The sequence below is a fragment of the Puniceibacterium confluentis genome (assembly GCF_007923445.1).
GTDB classification, from domain to species: domain Bacteria; phylum Pseudomonadota; class Alphaproteobacteria; order Rhodobacterales; family Rhodobacteraceae; genus Puniceibacterium; species Puniceibacterium confluentis.
Genome location: NZ_VOJI01000023.1, coordinates 1 through 20,453 on the forward strand (window position 1 = coordinate 1; position 20,453 = coordinate 20,453).

At 59.2% G+C, this 20,453-nt stretch carries 17 protein-coding genes and 1 pseudogene; 9 read left to right on the top strand and 9 right to left on the bottom strand.

Annotation, left to right across the window (positions count from 1 at the left end; translation table 11 throughout):
• Together FOY53_RS18590 and FOY53_RS24000 are read left to right on the top strand one after the other, a co-directional pair.
• On the top strand, positions 1 to 744 hold a 744-nt coding region (locus tag FOY53_RS18590; RefSeq protein ID WP_222435289.1), incomplete at its 5' end, for a peptidoglycan-binding protein.
• A gap of 102 nt (positions 745 to 846) precedes the next feature.
• A complete protein-coding gene (locus FOY53_RS24000; RefSeq protein ID WP_281289592.1) occupies positions 847 to 978 on the top strand; it encodes a hypothetical protein in 132 nt (43 codons plus the stop codon).
• A gap of 306 nt (positions 979 to 1,284) precedes the next feature.
• On the opposite strand, the gene FOY53_RS18595 is transcribed toward FOY53_RS24000, so the two are convergent.
• A complete protein-coding gene (locus FOY53_RS18595) occupies positions 1,285 to 2,115 on the bottom strand; it encodes a LysR family transcriptional regulator (RefSeq protein WP_146591679.1) in 831 nt (276 codons plus the stop codon).
• A 114-nt stretch (positions 2,116 to 2,229) separates the two neighbouring features.
• On the opposite strand from FOY53_RS18595, the gene FOY53_RS18600 reads away from it, so the two are divergent.
• The gene (locus FOY53_RS18600) at positions 2,230 to 2,424 is read left to right on the top strand and encodes a DUF1127 domain-containing protein (RefSeq protein ID WP_146591681.1); all 195 of its coding nucleotides are present in this window, start codon (positions 2,230 to 2,232) and stop codon (positions 2,422 to 2,424) included.
• A gap of 3 nt (positions 2,425 to 2,427) precedes the next feature.
• The gene (locus FOY53_RS18605; protein ID WP_146591683.1) at positions 2,428 to 3,267 is read left to right on the top strand and encodes an EamA family transporter; all 840 of its coding nucleotides are present in this window, start codon (positions 2,428 to 2,430) and stop codon (positions 3,265 to 3,267) included.
• Positions 3,268 to 3,581: 314 nt separating this feature from the next.
• Here the strand turns inward: FOY53_RS18605 and FOY53_RS18610 are convergent, their stop codons facing one another.
• Positions 3,582 to 5,084, bottom strand: a complete 1,503-nt coding sequence (locus FOY53_RS18610) for a winged helix-turn-helix domain-containing protein (protein ID WP_146591685.1) — start codon at positions 5,082 to 5,084, stop codon at positions 3,582 to 3,584.
• A gap of 78 nt (positions 5,085 to 5,162) precedes the next feature.
• Between FOY53_RS18610 and FOY53_RS18615 the strand changes: the two genes are divergently transcribed.
• Complete coding sequence (locus tag FOY53_RS18615; protein WP_146591687.1) at positions 5,163 to 5,558, top strand: cupin domain-containing protein; 396 nt, start codon at positions 5,163 to 5,165, stop codon at positions 5,556 to 5,558.
• A gap of 395 nt (positions 5,559 to 5,953) precedes the next feature.
• Here the strand turns inward: FOY53_RS18615 and FOY53_RS18620 are convergent, their stop codons facing one another.
• Entirely contained in the window at positions 5,954 to 6,859 is a 906-nt protein-coding gene (locus tag FOY53_RS18620) for a LysR family transcriptional regulator (RefSeq protein WP_246107466.1), read from the bottom strand.
• A gap of 124 nt (positions 6,860 to 6,983) precedes the next feature.
• On the opposite strand from FOY53_RS18620, the gene FOY53_RS18625 reads away from it, so the two are divergent.
• Complete coding sequence (locus tag FOY53_RS18625) at positions 6,984 to 9,419, top strand: GcvT family protein (RefSeq protein WP_146591689.1); 2,436 nt, start codon at positions 6,984 to 6,986, stop codon at positions 9,417 to 9,419.
• Here the strand turns inward: FOY53_RS18625 and FOY53_RS18630 are convergent.
• The 3 genes and pseudogenes from FOY53_RS18630 to FOY53_RS18640 form a co-directional block, all read right to left on the bottom strand.
• Positions 9,386 to 9,727 (bottom strand): hypothetical protein, encoded by a 342-nt coding sequence (locus FOY53_RS18630; protein WP_146591691.1) that lies wholly within the window; start codon positions 9,725 to 9,727, stop codon positions 9,386 to 9,388. The two genes, FOY53_RS18625 and FOY53_RS18630, sit on opposite strands and share 34 nt — an antisense overlap.
• A gap of 393 nt (positions 9,728 to 10,120) precedes the next feature.
• Positions 10,121 to 10,612: a hypothetical protein gene (locus tag FOY53_RS18635; RefSeq protein WP_146591693.1), complete on the bottom strand. Its 492-nt coding sequence runs from the start codon at positions 10,610 to 10,612 to the stop codon at positions 10,121 to 10,123.
• A 66-nt stretch (positions 10,613 to 10,678) separates the two neighbouring features.
• Positions 10,679 to 11,187, bottom strand: a pseudogene (locus FOY53_RS18640) (IS5 family transposase); the annotation flags it as partial.
• A 72-nt stretch (positions 11,188 to 11,259) separates the two neighbouring features.
• Here FOY53_RS18640 and FOY53_RS18645 point away from each other — a divergent pair.
• Positions 11,260 to 12,347 (top strand): IS3 family transposase gene (locus FOY53_RS18645; protein ID WP_146591695.1). Its coding sequence is split into 2 segments (ribosomal slippage): positions 11,260 to 11,521 and positions 11,521 to 12,347, totalling 1,089 coding nucleotides; the frame shifts between segments, so codons are not numbered across the junction.
• A gap of 289 nt (positions 12,348 to 12,636) precedes the next feature.
• Here the strand turns inward: FOY53_RS18645 and FOY53_RS18650 are convergent.
• The 3 genes from FOY53_RS18650 to FOY53_RS23785 all read right to left on the bottom strand — a co-directional run bounded on the left by FOY53_RS18650 (position 12,637) and on the right by FOY53_RS23785 (position 18,499).
• Positions 12,637 to 16,860 (bottom strand): GEVED domain-containing protein, encoded by a 4,224-nt coding sequence (locus FOY53_RS18650; protein WP_222435290.1) that lies wholly within the window; start codon positions 16,858 to 16,860, stop codon positions 12,637 to 12,639.
• A 1,029-nt stretch (positions 16,861 to 17,889) separates the two neighbouring features.
• Positions 17,890 to 18,225 carry a tyrosine-type recombinase/integrase gene (locus FOY53_RS23780; protein ID WP_246107467.1) on the bottom strand — a complete coding sequence of 112 codons (336 nt, stop codon included), beginning with the start codon at positions 18,223 to 18,225 and terminating at the stop codon, positions 17,890 to 17,892.
• Positions 18,185 to 18,499, bottom strand: a complete 315-nt coding sequence (locus FOY53_RS23785) for a site-specific integrase (protein ID WP_246107468.1) — start codon at positions 18,497 to 18,499, stop codon at positions 18,185 to 18,187. Before FOY53_RS23785 ends, FOY53_RS23780 begins: the two co-directional genes overlap by 41 nt.
• Before the next feature lie 175 nt (positions 18,500 to 18,674).
• On the opposite strand from FOY53_RS23785, the gene FOY53_RS23215 reads away from it, so the two are divergent.
• Positions 18,675 to 18,812 carry a hypothetical protein gene (locus tag FOY53_RS23215; RefSeq protein WP_186766665.1) on the top strand — a complete coding sequence of 46 codons (138 nt, stop codon included), beginning with the start codon at positions 18,675 to 18,677 and terminating at the stop codon, positions 18,810 to 18,812.
• Positions 18,813 to 19,172: 360 nt separating this feature from the next.
• Positions 19,173 to 20,120, top strand: coding sequence for a DMT family transporter (locus FOY53_RS18660; protein WP_146591699.1), 948 nt, complete (start codon positions 19,173 to 19,175; stop codon positions 20,118 to 20,120).
• Positions 20,121 to 20,453 lie beyond the last annotated feature (333 nt).

Genomic DNA, 20,453 nt, shown 5'->3' on the forward strand with positions numbered 1-20,453 from the left:
GACCTGCACACCCGCCCCGCCATCGCGCGGGGCTTTTCCTTGGAGCGGACAATGACCTTCACCAAATGGCTGCAGTCCCGGCTGACAGCCCACCAGTTCCCCTGCGGTCCCGTCGACGGCATCGTTGGCGATCTCACCACCGCCGCGCTGCGGGCGTTTCAGGCGGCAAAGGGTCTGAGTGTCACCGGTACCGCCACGCCCGAGACCGTGACCTTCCTGCGCATGAGCGCCACCGATTTCGCGGCCCCGATGCCGGAGCGGGCGCACAGCGACCCGGCGGCCGTCTGGCCGCGCCAGAGCGATGTGCCGGAGGTCTTCGGCGCGGTTGGCGAGACCCAGACCACGATCGAGGTGCCCTTCGACATGGTGCTGGCCTGGGACACCTCGCACCCTCTGCGGCGGATGACGCTGCACCGGCAGGTGGCCGGCAGTGCGCTTGCCGTCCTGAACCGGGTGGCGGAGATCTATTCGGAGCGCGAGATCAGGGATCTGGGGCTGCACCTGTTCGGCGGATCGCTGAACGTCCGGCGCATGCGCGGCGGCAGCAGCTATTCGATGCACAGCTGGGGCATCGCGATCGACTTTGATCCGCAGCGCAACCAGCTGAGTTGGAACCGGCCCCGGGCGCGGCTGTCGCAGGAGGACGCCGCGCCGTTCTGGACCGCCTGGGAGAACGAAGGCTGGGTGAGCCTTGGCCGGTCACGCAATTTCGACTGGATGCACGTGCAGGCGGCGCGCCTGTGATCCGCTGCCCCCTGATCCCCATTACCGACCGGCGCCGCGCGCTGGCCTTCTCCGCGGCTGCGGCCGCCTCCACGCGGCGTGGCCGCTGAAAGGAACTGACCCATGAACAACCAAGTGAAATCGTTTCTCGCCTCCAGGACGATCTGGGGCGCCGTGATCGCCGTGGCCCCGCAGGTGCTGAGCCTGCTGGGCGTCACCGTCACCGCGGGTGATGCAGCTGAGACCGTCGGCTGATCGAGGCGATCGTCTCGGCGATAGGTGGCATCCTCGTGGTCTACGGTCGCGTGACAGCCACCAAGGGCATCGGGCTGTGAGGGCGCTGATAGTCGTGCTGTATCCCTACGCGACCGCTGTGCGCAGATAGCGCCGTTTGCAAACTCAGCCCTTTGACGCGATCAGGCGACTTTTCGTGCTGCACTGCCGAAAGAAGAAGCTGACGTTCGCCGCAGGCGCATTATCAAAGCACGGCCGACGGGCTGCAGTGCGGACATAGCGTGAATTCGCTGCTGTTGCTCTAATGTCTGCTTTCAATTTCTCCGGTCAGCAGAGGGAAGCATCCGACTTCGACTGCAAGCCAAGCCAATCGACAAAGGCGACAGCCTCGTCGGAGGGATGATCAGGCGTCAGCGCGACGTAGCGCTGGCCAGAGGGCCGAAATCCGAATGGGGCAAAAAGCCTGCCAGCCGCAAGATCATCCCGGACAAGAACCTCCGGCGCTATCGCGACACCAAGCCCAGCGGTCGCGGCTTCCAGCATGAAGTAAAAATGCTCAAACTCTTGCCCACCTGACGGGATAGGATTTCCGGTCGTGCTGCACCATTCAGCCCACGCGGCAGGCCGGGTCCGCGTGTGAAGTAGAGGCAGAGACGACAGGTTCTCCCTGACCTGCGACCCAAAAGCTTCCAGAAGAGTTGGGCTGAGGACCGGCCCGACTTCATCCGCAAACAACTCAGTCACATTCGCTCCGTCCCACGGACCTGGCCCAACTCGAACTGCAACGTCGAAGCGGTCCCGAACGAAGTCTACTGGCGCGTCATCTGCTGTCATACGCACGTCGATGCCGGGATGGACTTCGCGAAAATTGAACAGGCGCGGGATGAGCCAGCGCATCGCGAATGTGCTGAGACAGGACAAATCAAGCGTCCGCTTGTCTCGGCGCTGCACCCGCAGAACCGCAGCTTCAATACGGTCGAGAGCGTCTTGAAGGGCGGGCTGAAGATCAAGCGCGGCTTGGCTCGGGGTGAGTCTGTTGCGTGGCCCAACAAAGAGCGACACGCCTAGGATTTCTTCAAGCCCTCGGACCTGTCGGCTTACGGCCCCATAGGTCACGCCCAACTCCTCAGCTGCCAGCTTCATCTGACCATGCCGCATCGTCGCCTCGAAGGGCGTTGAGGGGGAGCATTCCGCGTTTCATGTGCGAATATCTCACTTACAAGTTGAGAAAACATCGTTTTTAATGACGTATCGGCAATACTATAAACGGTTATGGCACATGAATACTCCTTCCGCTTCGCCGATACCACTATCCCGAATACGATCACCTGGGATCATTTGGCGCTTTGGTATCGAAACCTTGTCACGCGCCGGGCTCTGTCCCGCCTGACTGCTGACGGTCTGCGGGATGTGGGGATCAGCGAAGCGGACCGCGTGATCGAGACCGCCAAGCCGTTCCGGCGCTGACGCATGGAGAACCACGTCTTCGCAGCCGTGCTGGTTGCCGCGTTCCTGCACGCGGGCTGGAACTCGGTCGTCAAGCTCGGGCTGGACCGGGTTTCGACGGTTCTGCTGCTGGCCCTTGTTCAGGCATTGATTGCGATCCCTATCTTGCCGTTCGTGCCCAGACCGGCGACGGAGGCGTGGTCCTGGATCGTAGCAGCTGCCGTGCTGCATACGGGATACAAGGTTTTTCTCGTTCATGCCTACGCCCATGCCGACCTCAGCCAAGCCTACCCTTTGGCGAGAGGCACCGCCCCTCTGATCGTGACGCTGGTATCGGTCATTTTCCTAGGTGTGTCGCTCGATCCGGTTTCTCTCCTCGCCATCCTTTGCATTTCCGCCGGTATACTTGTCATGGCGGCGCGCGGGTCAGCCGATGGCCGAATGCGGGGAAAGGCGCTCTTCTACGCCATGGGAACGGCAGGGTTCACGGCCAGCTACACGCTGGTGGACGGAATCGGCGCGCGGATCGCGGGCACATCATCGGGTTTTATCCTCTGGATGGTGATCGGTGATGCGATTGGCATGATTGCATATGCCCTTTGGACGCGGGGACGTTCGGCTCTTCCAGCTATCATACCCGCATGGAAGACCGGGATCGCAGCTGGAGCTATGTCGCTCGGCTCATACTGGATCGCGGTGTGGGCGTTCACACAGGCTCCGATTGCGCTGGTCGCGGCGCTGCGAGAGTCGAGCATCCTCTTTGCCGTCCCGATCGCAGCATTCATCCTGCGGGAGCCGGTGAGCGGGTGGCGTTGGTTGTCGGCCTTAGCGATTGCAGGAGGCGTTGCATTGATGAAGGTATGAATTTTCTCGAATGCGGGCGTTGGTGCAGCGCGCAGCATCGGTCAAGATGGGCTCGAAGATGACTTGCGGCAGCGCAGCATGAGGTCAGCCGTCCAAAACCGCCTCCGTGAGCGCGTCATGCGGCTACAACCAGCCCTATCTTGCCTTTCGCGCCTAGCACATCAACCGCTGTGCTGCAGTTGCGCAATCCTGCAGGAAGTTTCCCTTAAGCGGACTCCCGCAGCGCTGCTGAGGCGCTCGAAGATGCTATAGGCTGTTCGACCGCCAACAACGCGCAGAAAGCAGTCGCTGCAAAGTTGCGAACCGTGATCGCGCTAGAACGACTGTTCCTCGACACCTGCGGCCCTTAGTCTGGCTTCCAACGCTTCAACCTCTCGTACGTCAGAAAATGGCATTGACCTGAAATGCCCAAACGGCAACTCCAGATTCTTGATCATGTCCCGGAAATTTTCAGTTCTGATGATCGACGGATTGGCCGAAGCTGCAACAGCGTAGACCATCGCGTGCCATGAGGACTTTGGTGACCTCTCATGGGCTTCTTTGGAATACTGAATTGCGGCGTCGGCATTGCCGGCCAGGGTCCAGGCCAATCCGATCAGCGATTGAAAATATGGGAACTGAGGGTCGATTGTCGTCAGGCAAACGAAGGAATGCATCCGCTCAATTCCGGCAATGTGCTCTCCTGCCAGGATATCGCTTGTGGCGAGTGTCAGATGTGCAAGGTAGAAATTCGAATTGATTGCCAGGGCACGGGCGCAATCGGCGCGACACCCGGCGTGATCCCCGCGCAGCCAAAGCCGCAGGTTGGCGCGCGTGCGAAATGCAAAACTGGAAGACGGGCCAACAGCGACCGCCTTGTCGGCCAGCGACATTGCCCAGTCGGTTTCGCTATTGCTGGGAACAATCCGGATCAACGGATGCATCTGTGTTGCCGAATGTGCAAGCAGTGCCAGCGCCTTGGGATTGCCCGGAGACATCTTGACAGCGGCCTGAATGGTGGCGCGGGCGATCATGGTATCCTGGACTGTGACGCGGCTGTAGAAAAAATGCGATTTGGCCAACAACTGCTGGAGATCCAGTCGATCGTCGGGAATATCTGCAAATCTTTCACCGTCATGGGTGATAACGCTGATGCGCAGTACGCTAGCGATTTTTCGGGCCACTTTCTCTGCAAGCCGATGGGTTTCCGAAAGGTCGAAATCGAAAGACTCTGCATAGAAATGCCCGCGCGACTTCACTTCGAAGAGTGAGAGGAAGAGTTTGATGCGATCGCCGGACACACTCGCGCGACCCTGAACAACATAATCGGCCGACGATGGAGTGCTGTCCATCGTGAATATTCGCACACCGGAGCGCGGCGCGGTGACCAGCACCAGTTTATTGCGGAAGTCTTCCGCGAATTCCCGGCCTAACTGCGAATTGCCCGCGCATTGAATTTTGTCGATCAGGATGCCTGGCTTCAGGCTAGTGGCAGGAGCGGGCTGGTTGATGTCGAGGCGGTATCCCGTTCTGGAAACTGTCCGGATGATTTTCCGGTCTGAATCGCGTATCGCCTTTCTGATGCCCTTGATGCATTGCACAAGGCTGTCGTCGCTAACAAAAGTCTTGCCCCAGACCGTGCGGACCAGATTGTCCTTCGAGACAACCTCGCCCGGTGTTTTTGCAAGCTCGCCCAACACCAGTGCCGACTGATGGCGCAGCGGAACTGGCTGCCAGTCAATGTTGAAAAGCGCCAGAGTCGCGGTGTCGAACCAGAAGTCCCCGAATGAAATGATTTCAGAATTTTTCAGATTCTTTTCGGGTGGATTTCCTGACATCTCACGGCCTCTGAGGAATACTGGCAACACATAGCACAGGGCAGATATGGCCTGCGCATTTTCTTCGGGGAGCCAACCATGAGTAAACGTGCTTACGAAACTTTCGTCGCCGCTGTCGCACTGTGCGCCATCCCCCTTTCAACTGCTTTGGCGGAGACCACGCTCACGCCGGTGCTGACCATCCCGATCCAGGGCATGCCGAACACAGAGGCCAAGATCCTGATGTTTGACGTCGATCCTGGGTGGAAAACGGATCACCACATCCATCCGGGCCATTTGTTTGTCTACATATTGGAAGGGTCGCTGCAGTTGGACGTCGACGGCTCGGACCCCGTCGTATATTCGGTCGGCGAAGCATTCTACGAATTGCCGGACCTTGGAATGGTCGGTTCAAATTTCAGCACATCCGACCGTGCGAAGTTCGTGGTCTTTCAATTTGGCGAGGCAGGTAAGCCGCTTATGATCGCACAATAGTACAGGCAAAGGGGCTCGACGAAACGATGCGTGCGGCGGAGGAGGTGGAACCCTTCGCCAAACTGAACATGCCTAGGCGTCTCCCTGCGCATAGTCGCCGTCGGTGCGCCCCGCAGAATCAAAGTATGCAGCATCGCCTTGCCGAGCGCCGGCTTTCGGGAAACTGGCTTCGGAATCTCGCTCCTGCAGCAGAGAGGGCGCTGCGCCAGGCATGAATGTCGCGAAAGGGCTGCCTGCGGTCATCTGCAGTAGTGCCGACAGCAATCTAGGCCGCCGATTAGCGCGCCGCGGTGCCGTAAGGCGGCATTGAGCCCGAAGTACCGAATGCTGCGCGATGAACAAATGTCCGCGATGCCGTCTTCCTGAGAACCACGGTGCAGCGTTTTTGCTGCGCATCAAGCCACGGAAACAGTCAAGTTCGCGCCCGACGGGCCCTCAAAAAATGTGACGCAGCTTTCGACGAACGTCTGGACCAGTTTTCGTTTCGGCCCTGGTGCAAAACCCAGTGAGAGTGTGACGCCGCTGTTGCTGTCCCGGATCGGTAGGCAGCGTATGTCTTGTCCTGCGTAAGTCGGCAGATCCCGTGGTTTCATGTTCAGCAGGGAAATCCCGATTTTCGAGGCGACGAGCGACCGGACCATTTCAGTTGAATTGGCGGTTGCCACGATGCGCAGGTCTCCGCCGTTCTGTTCGAGCAGATCCAAGTAATACCCACGTGCAGCCGGTCGATCCAACAGTATCAGCGGTTCGACGACGATTTGGGAAACGCTTACCGTCTCATGCTGGGCAAGCGCATGGTCCATGGGACACAGGCAATAGGTGGGCGCATGGATAAGCGGTTGCGTCTCGATTTGCGGATTGGGCAGTTCTTCGACAAACAGGATCACATCGAATTGCCCATCCATCAAACCAGTCTGGACAGAGTTGTTGTCGCCTTCGGTCAGCGTAAACGTCACGCCGGGATTGGCCTCCAGCATCTGCGCGGCAAGCATCGGTAGAAACGCCGGAGCGATCGGCGCGTTGTATCCGATGATCAGATTACCTGAGAGGTTCGATTGAAGATCGGAAACGCTCGTGAGCAATCCATCGTAGCGTTCCAGCAGATCATCAATACGCCGTCCGACATCTCGGCCTGCGGCGGTCGGAAAGATGCCCTTGGCCCGGGCGCGCGTGACAAGCGCCATACCGAATGCGGCTTCCGCCTGATCCAATGCAGCCGCGATAGCGGATGGTGTGACGTGCGTGGCCCCAGCCGCGCCCGTGATGCTGCCATGTTTCAAGGCGGCCTGTACGTAGCGCATGGCTCGGAGAGAAAGTGTCACGGTCAAACCTCGGAATTTCTGAGGTAATACCATATTTAAAAAGAATTTTCAAAGGATAATGCATTTGTCAGGGTGATCGCGGCAAGGGATCAAGGAGCGCAGCATGAAGTCCAGGACCAAAGTCGTCGTCATCGGTGGCGGCATCGCGGGCTGCTCGACCCTGTATCACCTCACGCAGGAGGGATGGTCCGACGTGGTCTTGGTCGAACGGGATGAACTGACGTCCGGCACCACATGGCATTCGGCGGCGCAGGTCACGAATTTCGGCATGACGCAGACGATGGTGGGCCTCAAGTCCCACTCCATCGACCTTTACAAGAAGCTTCGGGACGATCCGGAGTATCCCGTTGGCTATCATCACGGCGATGGCGGCATTCGCCTGGCCAACACCGAAGAGCAGATGCAGGGATATCGGCATTTCGCGTCGATGGCGCGGGGCATGGGCGTGGAATACGAGGTGATCGACGCCGCGGAATGTGCGCGCCGCCACCCGCTCATTTCCACCGGGAACCTCCTCGGTGGACTTTGGGATGGCGAGGACGGTGATATCGATCCAGCCCAGCTCTGCCAGGCGCTTGCCTTTCATGCCCGCAAGGCCGGGGCAAAGGTCTACCGCAACACCCCCGTAACCGGGCTGACCCAGCACAAGGACGATACCTGGACCGTGCATACACAGCATGGTGATATCGATTGTGACATCGTGGTCAATGCAGGCGGATACCGCGTGAACGAGATCGGGGCGATGATGGGCGTGCAGCATCCCGTCGCGTCGATGGAACATCAGTATTTTGTAACCGAAGATATTCCCGCCATCGCAGAGGCCGGGCATCGTATGCCTCTCCTGCGCTGTCCTATATCCGACTACTACTCCCGTCAGGAAAAGGGCGGCCTTCTGGTCGGCTTCTACGAACAGGACTGCAAGACGTGGGGAATGGACGGGATCAGCCCGAGCTTTTCGAACGACCTGTGCCCTGACGATCTCGACCGCGTGATGGACGTTCTCGAGGGCGCTTTCGAGCGGATGCCCGTCCTGGCGGAGGTCGGGATCAAACGGGTCGTGAACGGCCCGATCACCTACACCATAGACGGTGCGCCTCTGGTCGGCCCAATTCCGGGAAAACGCAACGCGTTCTGTATCATCGGCTTGAGGGCCGGGCTGGGTGAAGGCGGCGGTCATGGCTGGCTTCTGGCGCAGCAGATCGTGCATGGCGAGGCGTGCTATGACACTTGGGTGATCGACCCGCGCCGGTTTACCGGCCATGCAACCGTAGAATTGACCGCGCGCAAGGCGATTGAGGATTACCAGAACGAATTCCGATTTCATTTCCCGCACGAACGCCGCCTTGCAGGACGGAATGCCAAGACAACGCCCCTGACGCCTGTTCTGGCAGCCGAGGGCGCGGAATTCACCGTTGTGAACGGGTGGGAGCGTGTTGATTACATCAAGCCTTCTCCCGAATTTCACCCGTCGCTCAGCTTCGATTTCGACGAAGCCTTCGATGTGGTCGCCGCGGAGGTCGCCAATGTTGCAGAGAACGTGGGTATGGCGGAGGTGAACGGTTTCAACCGCATCGAGATCACCGGGAAGGATCGTCACGCGTTCCTTGATCGCATGATTTGCGGGACCGTTACCAATCGCGACGGCCGCGTCGGGCTGGGGTATCTACTGAACCATCATGGATGCGTAAAAGCAGAGGCGACCGTGGCTAACCTATCCGCATCGGATCGCGGGCCGGATCGGGTTTGGTACGGATCGGCCGCCGCCTCGGAGTACCATGACATGGATTGGCTTAGGGCGCATCTGGATCCGGGGGAAGATGTGCAGCTTCGTAGCTTCACCAATGATCACACGATATTGGTGCTGGCTGGGCCAAAGGCGCGCGCCGTGCTCTCCGAGTGCGTGCGCGGCGACTGGTCAAGGGCGGCATTCCCATGGCTTTCCGTTCGCGAATGTTTTGTCGGGTTCGCACGCGCCGTGGTGATGGGCGTCAGCTTTTCGGGGGAATTGGCATATGAAATCCACTTGCCAAACGCATCGCTCTATGCAGCCTATCTTGCTTTGCGCGAGGCCGGGCGGGCGCATGGCCTAAAACTCTTCGGCGCGCGGGCCATCGACTCCATGCGGATGGAGAAAGGGTTTCTGCACTGGAAAGCCGACCTGATTACCGAATTCGACCCGTTCGAGACGGGCCTTTCCCGATTTGTGAAACTTGAAACACAGGATTTCATCGGCAAAGCGGCACTCCTGAAACGGCAGGCTGCCGGACCGCAAAGCAAGCTGGTCACGCTAAGGATCGAGACTGACCACGCCCCGGCACACCCGGGCGCGTCACTCGTGCAAGGCAACACAGTGGTTGGCACCATCACGTCCGGCGACTACGGCCACCGCGTCGGAATGAACCTTGCTTATGCCTTTGTGAAACCCGATTTTGCCGCTGTCGGATCAACGCTGCAGCTGGACCTGTGCGGCGAACACATCGCTGCGCATATTATCGAACCTTCACCCTATGATCCCAGGTTCGAACGCATGCGGGCTTGAATAGTCCCTCTCAGACCTTCCAAAGCAGCCACTGGCGCAACGGCAGCGAATTCACACTTCGTCCCGCACTGCAGTTCTTCGGCCTTCAGAAATGTTGCACGACGCATGAACGGCAGCAATGCGAATGCTGCGCTGCGGCGTTCCGCCAGACTCAAGGCGACAACCAGGTGTAATTTGCAGGATTCTGCAAAAGGTGCTTTCTGCGCATCGCTGCCTGTCGAGTGGTCTGCAGCATCGAGGAATGCAGCATCAGCTGCTCGAGCGTCAGCTTCCGGGAAGTTGCCCTCGGGATCTCGCACATGCAGCATCGACGTCGCTGCACCAGGAACGAATGTCGTGGATGGGCTGGGAGCCGCCGACTGCTCCTATAGCATCCATGCAAGACTGTCCGTCCGTTGTGGACTCGGAGCCGACTTGCGGCAGTGCAGCACGAGGTCATCCGCCCAAAACCGAATCGGTGATCGCCGCAGTGGGCCGCAGCCAGCCCTTCTGTGACCATTGGTGCGTGGCGCAGCATTGAGCCGAGCCCAGGACATGAGGGCGGGAAGCGGACCTTCGCTGCATCCGCGTGCCTCGAGGGCGTCGAAGAAGTACCGGACTTTGGCGGCGTCCGGCTCCAAGGCTTGATCATTAGTCAACAGTCGATCAGATTCTAGGTGAATTGATCCCATACGCTATTCGTGGATCGAAGCTTCTCAGGCTCAAGAGTAGTCAATCCCCTTCACAGCAACATGTAACTCTGGGCGTGCTGCCATCACCTGTCTTGCCATCGTTTCCAAATGTTCGACTACATCTTTCAACGACATCCACGCATTTGTATCGGGGTGCCGCCATCGTTTCGCTTTAGCTTGGCAAATTAGGAGACACCCGGCACGACAATTGTCATGTTGCAGGTATTGACCGACTAGCTGGTCGCTTAGAGCATGCTCTAACTCGCGAACGCTCCATGTCTCTCTTTTCAATTCGACTGTCGCATACCCGGGCATAGCCCTCGGGTGAAACCGGATATCTGTTCGGTTCTCATCGACTACAACAGCTTCTTGTGTGAAATCAAAAACGCCGTGATCTGCTTTGCGAAGCCAGAAAGCTATTGAGCGACGCAGTGCCGTTTCCTGATCTAGAGGTCGAAGCGTGTCGACTGGAGAATCTTCCGCATGCAAAATGTCATGCTCGAATGTGTCGAGTTTCGTCATCATGGCCGTGAAAAGCGATTTGTGGTCGAACGGAACGAACGCACCGTCTCGGTCTAGGGTCAGGATTCATAACCAATAGATGACGGTTGCCGCGAGCGCGATGGCCGAGAGGAAGACCTTTGGGCATCTATCGTGTCGGGTCGCCACGCGCCTCCAGTCCTTGAGCCGGCCGAACATGATCTCGATGCGGTTGCGCCGCTTGTATCTCCGCTTGTCATGGCGCACAGCCGTCTTGCGCTGTTTGCGGCCAGGGATACAGGCACGTATCCCTTTGTCTTTCAATGCTTCCCTAAACCAATCGGCATCATAGCCGCGGTCGCCGAGAAGCCATTCCACATTCGGCAGGCTGCCCAGCAGAGCCCGCGCGCCGATGTAGTCACTGACTTCTCCGGCGGTCACGAACAGGTTGAGCGGGCGCCCCTGGCTATCGCAGATGGCGTGCAGCTTGGTATTCATGCCGCCCTTCGTTCGACCAATCAGGCGTCCACGCCCCCCTTTTTCACGCCCAGGCTGGACGCTGTTCGGTGGGCTTTGAGGTAGGTCGCATCGATCATGACGGTTTTCTCTTCGGCGTGTTGGTAATCCTCCCCAAAACTAAGGTGATGCGGACGTAGAATTTTCTCAGCAAGATGACTGAGGAGAATCTGATGAAGATGACGAGATTTAGCGAACCCCAGATCCTTGCGATCCTACGCCAGGCCGAGGGCGGTGTGCCGGTGGCTGAACTGTGCCGCGAGCACGGCATGAGCTCAGCGTCCTTCTACAAATGGCGGGCAAAGTATGGCGGTTTGGATGCGTCCATGATCAGCCAGATGAAGAGCTTGGAGGACGAGAACAGGCGATTGAAGCGCATGTTTGCGGACCTGAGCATGCAGGCCGATCTGCTGAAGGAAGCTCTTGGAAAAAAGTAGATCGGCCGTCTCAGCGTCGCGAGATGGCCGCCAAGGCCGTGGAACATCGAGGGGTCAGCATCGCACTCGCCTGTCGGGCGTTCGGGGTGAGCGAGACGTGCTATCGCTACAGCCCGTTGCTCAGCGACGAGAACGAGCTGATCGCTGACCTGCTGGTCGGCCTGACCGACGCCCGCAAGACGTGGGGATTTGGGCTGTGTTTTCTGCATCTGCGCAACGTCAAAGGGCACCCGTGGAATCACAAACGTGTCTATCGCATCTACTGCGCCTTGGAACTGAACCTGCGGATCAAGCCGCGCAAAAGGCTGAAGCGGGAGGTGCCGGACGCTCTGGCTGTGCCCGAGAGGCCGAATGTGACCTGGTCGATGGATTTCATGGCAGATCGACTGGCTGACGGTCGTGCCTTCCGGCTGCTGAACGTCCTGGATGACTTCAACCGGGAAGGTCTGGGGATCGAGGTGGACTTTTCCCTGCCCGCCGAGCGGGTCATCCGGAGCCTCAACAACATCATCGAATGGCGCGGCAAGCCCAGGACCATCCGCGTGGATAACGGCCCTGAATACATTAGCCATGCGCTGCTGGAATGGGCTGAGAAACACGGCATCGCCCTCGCGCACATCCAGCCGGGCCAGCCGCAACAGAACGCCTACATCGAGCGCTACAATCGCACGGTCAGGCACGAATGGCTGAACCAATACATCATCAACAGCATCGAGGAGGCCCAACACTTTGCCACACAGTGGCTCTGGACTTACAACAATGACCGACCGAACATGGGCATCGGCGGCATCACACCCGCAATGAAACTGAAAATGGCTGCGTAAGTTCTACGACCTCGTCCCGTTAAAAACGGGAGGATTACCCAGGATGAAACATGCCACAGACTTTGGCCTCGGTGTGGAAATCTCGGCGTTTCAACGCAAGCCCTCAGTGTCGAGCTTCAATCCGTCACAGTGATAGATTTCTTTAAGTTCGCCGCCCGGAGGCCACCCGCAATGCGCGACCGTAGTGGGCGGTTCGGCCTGGTGGGGCAAGAAGGGGGTATCGGGTTAATGGAAGACCGCATCATCCATTTCTGAAGCAGCTCGCCCGAACAGGCTCAATTTTATCGCGTTAACTCTGTATTGTGACCTCGAAATAAACCGTACCGTTTTCTTGAGGCAGCAGAGATCCACTGCATTGCCATTGTAAACTGCCTTGATAGCCACTCGACGTAGGGGTGGTAGTGAGATTGCAGAGAAAATTAGCCGGGGTATCCACGACATCCGGCGCGTTCGCGGTGAGGCTTGTATAGGCGGGAGTCGTGTCGCCAATCGAGATCGCTGATATCGGCGCATTGCCAGAGTTGAGAAAGCTGATCCGATAAATCAGAACATCGCCTGCTTCGCCAGAGTTCCGGGTTGAAAAACCGGTGCCTGTGGTGAGGTCGCAGGCGCCCTGCGAAGCATTGCAAACCTGTTTCTCAAGTTCCACGGCGTTTGCGCCGTTGATGGTCACGAGATCGGTATTCGAGATCACGACGCTCTCTGTCGTGCCGGTGAATGTGGCATTGGCCGTCAGGTCGAAACTGACGGCAGTCCCCGCCGGGCTGGCGTTGGACGTCTGGACAGAGGCGACGATGCACACCTCGTCATCCGCGAGGCTGGAGATGGGCGCGTCGATCGCGGTGTCGCCCGGCGAAATGCCGAAATCACATCCGAAGTCGCGCCACAGGGAGATGCTGGTGATCCCCGGCGTGCTTTCGGCGATGTTCGCCACGGCAAAATCAGTGCTTATGTCGGACGTCGCGATAAAGCGGTGACCAATGTCGATGCGGCCGCCGCTTTGAACCACGACTTGCCGGTCGGAGGTTAGGGTCGGGTCGTCGACGACCCCGAAATTCAGCTCGGCGTAACTTGTGTTTACTGCTGGAGTAAAGGTGAGGCTGCCGTCCTGCCTGTCAGCGTCCGTGAACGGGCCAGGGTTGGAAGAGATGTGACGTTCCGTCGGCGCGATCTCGGCCAGCGAAAGGGTCAGAGCGGTCCCGGCATGGCTGTTGTCCACAGTAAAGGAATACGAGCCGTCCGAAAGCGTGCTGGCGGTGGCGATCAGCGTCGTGTCAGCGGCGCGCAGTTCAACCGTGCGCCCTCCGAGACGCTGCTCTGTGCCGTTGTAAAGCCCGTCGTGGGCCGTTCCCCCGCCCGCGCCGTTATCGTTGATCACCTGTCCCTGCAGAGTGATCGTGGCGCTGGTATCGCGGGTCACCGCCACGCTGGCCTCGTCATCGTCGGCAATGCCGTCAGACAAGTCATCGGTCAGAGGGCCGACATCGGGGTCACTGTCTGGATCAGGCAAAGAGCTTGCGATGATTTCAGCAATGTTCGTTGTGTTTCCGGTGTCGCCCATCGTGACACGAATGATCAGCGTTTCAGTCTCGCCAGCCAACACCTGACCTAAATCCCAAAGACCCGTTCCAGCATCATAGGTATCGCCATTGGCCGCAGCATCATCGGACACAAACTCGTATCCGTCAGGGATCAATTCGCTGACTTTAACACCCGTGGGTGAAGCAGGACCCGCGTTGGAAACACTGATTACAAAGTCGATGGCATCACCAGGCTGCGCAGTCGTGATTGGCAGGCCGGTTGCGGCGCTCCGCACAGCCTTGGTGATGGACAGATCGGCGACAGGCGCGTCGGGGTTGACGATTGTCACCTTGTAATCCTCGACTTCGCCGTCGGCATTGAACCCATCGAAGGGATCAGAGGCCAGCGCGCTGCTTGTCGACCAGCGAAGTCGGGCGAATGTGTCGCCATTGATGGCGCTTGCGGGCACGGGAATATCAAGTGTGATGGAGTCGTTGAAAACGCCATCGGTATCGCCCGTACCGCCGTCACGATAGTTGATAGCGACGTGTTCCTCGGTTGAGAAAACACCGTCACCGTCGAAATCAATCCAGACCTGTAGATTGGTAATGCCGGGTTGCCGCAAGGCCGGTGCCAAAAGGGCGTTGGTGTCGCTCAACGTTTCGTGCGTCGTCACGGTCAACGACGATGTGCTGCCTGCCGTGAACGGTGGGAACGCCGCGACAGCATCTTCATCGTCTGAAGCGCTGAGGTCATCGCCATCCGCATTGGCGCTGTGGATCGTGATAATATCGGAGTCTGGCAGCCCGGCACCCAGATAGATCGAGGCCACGACTGCGTGACGCGGGTCGCCGTAACTGGCTGGCGCGTCGCCGCGGTCAACAAGATCTGCCGCAGCGATCACCAAAGAGTAGTCTTCGACCTCGCCATCTGCGGCGTAGTCTGAAAACAGCAAGCCTGACTGGGTGGAATAACGGAACCGCGCATAGGTCAATGCTGTGGTCGCGTCCACCGGAACGAAAACATTGAATTGAATGACACCATCGCCTGCAACAGCGTCATCGCCGGTGCCGTCATCGCGCAGATCTGTTGCAATCCGTTCGCCGAGGGCATCTTCGAAGGCCCCATCGCCGTTGTAGTCAAGCCACGCCTGAAGAAAACCATCACCAACCACATCAACCGAAAGCGTCGTGCTGACACCCTGCGTCAGGACCGGCAGAACAATACCATCTTCATCGTCCTGATTCGCACTGTCATCGCCCAGGGCTCCTGCTCCAGATGCCGGTGCAGCCTCAATATCTGGAGCAACCGCGCCCAAATAGACCGAAGGCACGGTCGGCACGTTGTGTAGCGGCGCACCGTAGCTGATAGGCGCATCCCCATAATCCACACCAATCCCGTTCAGGACACCGACAATAATCTGGGCCTGATCGCAATTTCCGGGGTTGGCGTCTTCGCAAACTTCATAGGTTATCCGGTAGATGCCGGCGGGTGTCGAAGCAGGCACCGTGACACGACCTTCATCTGGGCCGCTGGTCTCAAGGAACGGAACGGGGTCGCCGGGATTATTTGGTGTTGCCACAGTCAAAACGGTCGCGGTCACATTGGCCGCATCGACCGGGACCAGCGCGATTGTGTCATTGGCGAACGCATCGCCGGACAATCCGCCAACGACACCATCCAACGGGCTCGCTGCGAAATCATCGTCCTCGGCGACAATCTGTGTCACGACCGGCGTGCCGACAACGACCGAGGCGGTCGCAGGGCCAACGGTTTCATTGCCGATGATCCCGACAACGCTGTTGCTGTAAACCTTGTCGCCGGCACCGAGCGACACGTTGTAGCGCAGCACAAGCGTGCCGTTCGCCGGAACAACCCAAGTGACGTCAGGCTGGGATTCCCAGACCACCGTGCCGGTCGCGCCCGTGGCAGGCACCGCAGAAGAGTTGCTTTCAGTGACCTCGCTGGTCAGATCGGTCGTGGCAAAGACCATGCCGTCAGGCAGTGTATCTTCGATCCGGTTCAACAGGGTATCGGTGGTCGAGGAATTGCTAAACGTCACGGTAAAGGTCGTCGCCCCACCCTCTGCTGGCAGGATCAACGCAGATGAAGTTTTCTCGACCGTCAGCGGATTGATCCCCGGCAAGAACGTCACTGGCGGCTGGCTGTCAAAGTTGCCAGTGTATTTGAGATTGTTGCCACTGGTCTGGGCCGAATAGGGCTGGGCCGTCGTCGACGCGCCCGAACACATATAGATCAGCTCGTATTTGACATCCAGAAGGTGGCCACTGCCGCCCTGCCGTCCCGGTGCCTGAAAATAGAACTGATCAATTGTTCCGGCGGGAATTGCATCCACCCCGGATGATATGATCTCGACCGATTTGAGGCGAAAGCATTCTGCGTCGAAATCGGTGTTGCCTGCCAGTTGCAGGAAGTATTCGTCATCCGGCGCGGCATTGCCGAACTGGTACTGCACGTCGAAAAACACCGAGTTGCCGATCACGTTGCCCGCCGAAATCGTCGTGATATTGACCAGCCCGCCTGCGCTGGCCGCAATCGAGGACAGCGTGGTCAGACTGGCGGCGCTGCTGACCGTTCCGATGGCGGTGTCGTTGAAATCAAAGCTGATTGCGTCTGTCAGATCGACCGTGCAGGGATAGGTGACAAACCAGTAGACTGCCTGCGACGCGCCGGGCTGAAGGCTGCCGATGGTCTGAACCGGGGCCTGCCCGCCAGTGAAATCAAACCCCGCCAGCGTGTCCAGCCCGCTGACCGTCGCCTGCAATCCCGAAATCGTCGTGAGCGAGGTATTGGTCACGATCCCGCCGATATAGGCAGCACGCGGGCCATCACCACCGTCGCAGTTGTTGCTATCGACGATCATCTTCTGGTTGCCGGTGGCCACATTGCCGGTGGTGAACTGGAACGAGATATCGCCCGGCGTCAGCGCAGCGGCCCCCTTGGCCGACATCGCCAACATGAAGACGGCCATAACCCAAACAATGGCCAAATGTATCGCTTTCAACATACCTACCCCAATCGCACAAAACCTTTGCAACCCATAGCATTCGCCAAGCCGGTTAACGCGGTGTGCATTCGTATATGTTAGTGAGATTTTGTATGGGTTGATGTGCTCTCGGCGCGTCACGAGCGCATCCCGCAGAGAATTTCTGGCGTCAGATGCCTATAAGGCGGGACTGATTTTCGGGCGAGGTGAAAGGTGCTTCCTCGCAGCTGTTTGTAGGCGTTAAACAGGCCTGTTTATTTCCTAAAATCGTGGCTTCAGCCGGTCCGTCGCTTTCTGAGCGAAACTTGGCAGGTGAGAGATAGAGACCCAACGGGTCAGCGGCGCTTTGTCACCACGCTCGGGCAACTGAAAACCCAAAACTGCTGTGCACTTTTCTCCAAGATGCTATTGACCTTGGAGCAGGGAAAACAGCCGTGGCGAATGTCTGCCTCTGGTTCATACCCGACCTTCGCTTCATTATTCACAAGGGTCCGCTTTGGGCCGGTCGCGTCATCAAAGGCGACCACGGTTCGCAAGTTTGCAAGGTCCGTTTACTGCGCTCCTCGGACCCTCCAGTTAACCGTTTCCCTCAGGCCTGCCCCGGCGCTACATCCGCGCCATGCACTATCTCCACCTCGCTTGCAGCTCCGGCCACTCGGATGAGATCCCCTGGCGTTCGCCGTCAGGGGCTGTCCGCGCTAAGATTCTGGCGCGTGCGCGTTGCTCTTTATGCGGCGTTCGCGGGGCCATCGACATGCGGCTGATCTGGTCGCCGGGGGCCAATGCGCTGAATGGGGCGAGGGTGGATTAACGGTTCCCAAATTCCCGATTTGTTCAGGATTTGTCCGGTATGTTCCGCCGTACCCCTGGGAAACACATTCTGATGTATTTCAATGCAATAGGGCCTGTGTAGCCTCGTTTACACCGAAGATGTCAGCGGTTCGAGCCCGTTATCACCCACCATTTTTCAGGCACCTGGGCGGAAATTGCGAAGTGCACAGGGGTTCATCGAACCTAAGCTCCCCTTTTCAGCGTTGCAAAATCAAGTACATCAACCGCGTCCTGCATGTGCCGCGGCGGGTAGCGGGCATAAGTCGAGAACGTCACAGCGGTGTTGGAGTGACCCAGCACCTGGCTGACTTTCTCAAGCAGCATTCCCATCGAAAGCATCGTAACGGCTGCTGGGTGGCGCAGATCATGGATGCGCACATGCCCGATGCCGGTGCGGCGCACGGCGGCGGTAAACCCGGTCCGGATCGACGCGACCCGGCTCCCGGCACATTCGACAACGTGATCGGACAACGCGGCCTCATATGCCGCCAGAAACGCGGGCCGGGTGGCATTGTTCATCGGCAGGATCGCGCGTCACGGCGTCGTCAATGCGCAGGTTGGTCGTGCCCGGGTCAAAGTTCATGCGGTCCCACGTCAGATCCAGAACGGCGCCAAGGCGTCCGGCGGTCCCGAGCAGCAGCACCAGAGCGAGCCTGACGTGCGGGCCGTGCGCCCCGTCGATCAGTGCCCGGGCCTCGCAGCGGTTCAGGATGCGCTTGTCCGTCTGCGGTTTTTCCGGACGCCGGGTTTTCGGCGCGCGGTCAATGGCGCGCGCGTCCTCAGCAAAGCGCATAGGGTTCAGCAGGTGCCCGAGTTCGGTCCAGACCGTGCCCTTCGCCCTGCCTGCGGCCTTTCGGGCGCGGCCAGGTGAGGGGGCGACTTCAAGTCAGGTGGAACATTCCGGCCGAAACAACAAGTGACCGGAACCCCGCCCCGTCATCGCGCGGGGCTTTTCCTTGGAGCGGACAATGACCTTCACCACATGGCTGCAGTCCCGGCTGACAGCGCACCAGTTCCACTGCGGCCCCGCCGACGGCATCGTCGGGGATCTCATCACAGCTGCGCTGCGGGCGCCTCCGCGCGGCGTGGCCGCTGAAAGGATCTGACCATGAATGCTCAAGTGAAATCGTTTCTCGCCTCCAGGACGATCTGGAGCGCCGCGATCGCCGTGGCACCGCAGGTGCCGAGCCTGCCGGGCGTCACCGTTACGGCAGGTGATGCAGCTTAGACCGTCGGCCATGTCGAGGCGATCATCTCCGCAATCGGCGGCATCCTCGTGGTCTACGGTCGCGTGACAGCCACCACGGGAATCGCGCTGTGAGGGCGGCTGTGCCTCTTTGCGACCGCCGCAGGGGCACAGAACATTGTTTGCGGAGACCGGCATTAGCCCGAACCGGCAACCATAGGCGCACTCAAGCGTCGCAAAATGGATAGACGCCCGCTGGTCGAAACCCTATCCGGGGGCCATGATCAGCGTTGCTGCCTCCACCCCGTCTACGGACCGCATCCTTGCAGGTGTCGCCCTGATGCTGGGGTTTTGCGTGACTGCTCCCCTGCTTGATGTGGCGGCCAAGCTGGCGTCGGACAGCGTGCCTGTTGGGCAGATCACGGCCGCACGCTTTGTTGTGCAGTGCGCGCTGATGGCGCCATTTGTCTGGGTCATGGGGTTGTCGTTGCGGGTGGCGCGGGGGCAATGGCTGGCGCTGCTGTTTCGCGCGGTGTTCCTGTTGGTCTCGACCTTCTGTTTCATCGCTGCAATCCGCGTCATGCCCCTGGCCGATGCCCTGGCGATTGTGTTCGTGGCCCCGTTCATCGTGCTGCTGGTGGGCAAGTTCTACCTGGGCGAAGATGTTGGCCCGCGCCGCGTGGGGGCAGCGATTGTGGGCTTTGTGGGTGTTCTGTTCGTGATCCAGCCCAGTTTTGCGGCCTTTGGCTCGGTGGCGCTGTTTCCACTGGGCACGGCGGTGGGGTTCGCATCCTACATACTTGTGACGCGAGGGCTGTCGCGGCGGATGCATCCCGTTGCCTTGCAGTTCCACACCGGCCTTGTTGCCAGCCTGCTGTGCCTACCGGTGCTGATGCTGGCACAAGGTACCGGGGCTGAGCAACTTGATCCGGTTTGGCCCGAAGGGCTTGCGTGGCTCTGGCTGCTGGGCGTCGGATTTTTCGCCACGCTCAGCCATATGATGATGACCTATGCGCTGTCTCTGGCGCCTTCGGCCACACTGGCGCCACTACAATATCTGGAGCTGCCGGTGGCTACGTTGCTGGGCTATCTGGTGTTCCACGATTTTCCCAACCCGCTGACCTTGACCGGCATCGCCATCATCATCGGCGCAGGGCTGTACATGATTCACCGCGAAAGAATTACCGCCCGCCAATTGATCACCGAGCGCGCCGCACCACCGATATAAGGTGGCAGGCACTTTGTGACAGAAAGAGCCCACAGCGGTCAGTTGGCCTCGCGTCAGATGCTGCACGTGCAATCGTCGGGTCTCTGCGCACCGCTGCTCGTCGGCCTTGGTTGAATGATGTGCCTGCGGGGACGCCAGCTTCTGCGCGCGGCATCGCAGCATGAAACGTCGCCTGATCGCGTTATAAGCCTGAGTTTGGCAAGGTCACAATTCTGCGCTTTGCTGTCGTTCCCGCAGCCCCTCGTCGTCGCGGCGCAGCGCCCGCAAAGCCGACCTTCATTGCATGCTGCAGCATTTTCACGTGTTCAATGTCCGCTCTGCGGACAAGCGGAC

Coding starts and splice junctions, on each gene's coding strand:
- FOY53_RS18620 (WP_246107466.1), bottom strand. CDS start 6,859: ATGCGCTACGTACAGGCCGCCTTGAAACATGGCAGCATCACGGGCGCG.
- FOY53_RS18630 (WP_146591691.1), bottom strand. CDS start 9,727: ATGCTGCATGTGCGAGATCCCGAGGGCAACTTCCCGGAAGCTGACGCT.
- FOY53_RS18625 (WP_146591689.1), top strand. CDS start 6,984: ATGAAGTCCAGGACCAAAGTCGTCGTCATCGGTGGCGGCATCGCGGGC.
- FOY53_RS18595 (WP_146591679.1), bottom strand. CDS start 2,115: ATGCGGCATGGTCAGATGAAGCTGGCAGCTGAGGAGTTGGGCGTGACC.
- FOY53_RS23785 (WP_246107468.1), bottom strand. CDS start 18,499: ATGCGCTTTGCTGAGGACGCGCGCGCCATTGACCGCGCGCCGAAAACC.
- FOY53_RS23780 (WP_246107467.1), bottom strand. CDS start 18,225: ATGAACAATGCCACCCGGCCCGCGTTTCTGGCGGCATATGAGGCCGCG.
- FOY53_RS18660 (WP_146591699.1), top strand. CDS start 19,173: ATGATCAGCGTTGCTGCCTCCACCCCGTCTACGGACCGCATCCTTGCA.
- FOY53_RS18610 (WP_146591685.1), bottom strand. CDS start 5,084: ATGTCAGGAAATCCACCCGAAAAGAATCTGAAAAATTCTGAAATCATT.
- FOY53_RS24000 (WP_281289592.1), top strand. CDS start 847: ATGAACAACCAAGTGAAATCGTTTCTCGCCTCCAGGACGATCTGGGGC.
- FOY53_RS18635 (WP_146591693.1), bottom strand. CDS start 10,612: ATGACGAAACTCGACACATTCGAGCATGACATTTTGCATGCGGAAGAT.
- FOY53_RS18600 (WP_146591681.1), top strand. CDS start 2,230: ATGGCACATGAATACTCCTTCCGCTTCGCCGATACCACTATCCCGAAT.
- FOY53_RS18650 (WP_222435290.1), bottom strand. CDS start 16,860: ATGGCCGTCTTCATGTTGGCGATGTCGGCCAAGGGGGCCGCTGCGCTG.
- FOY53_RS18605 (WP_146591683.1), top strand. CDS start 2,428: ATGGAGAACCACGTCTTCGCAGCCGTGCTGGTTGCCGCGTTCCTGCAC.
- FOY53_RS23215 (WP_186766665.1), top strand. CDS start 18,675: ATGACCTTCACCACATGGCTGCAGTCCCGGCTGACAGCGCACCAGTTC.
- FOY53_RS18615 (WP_146591687.1), top strand. CDS start 5,163: ATGAGTAAACGTGCTTACGAAACTTTCGTCGCCGCTGTCGCACTGTGC.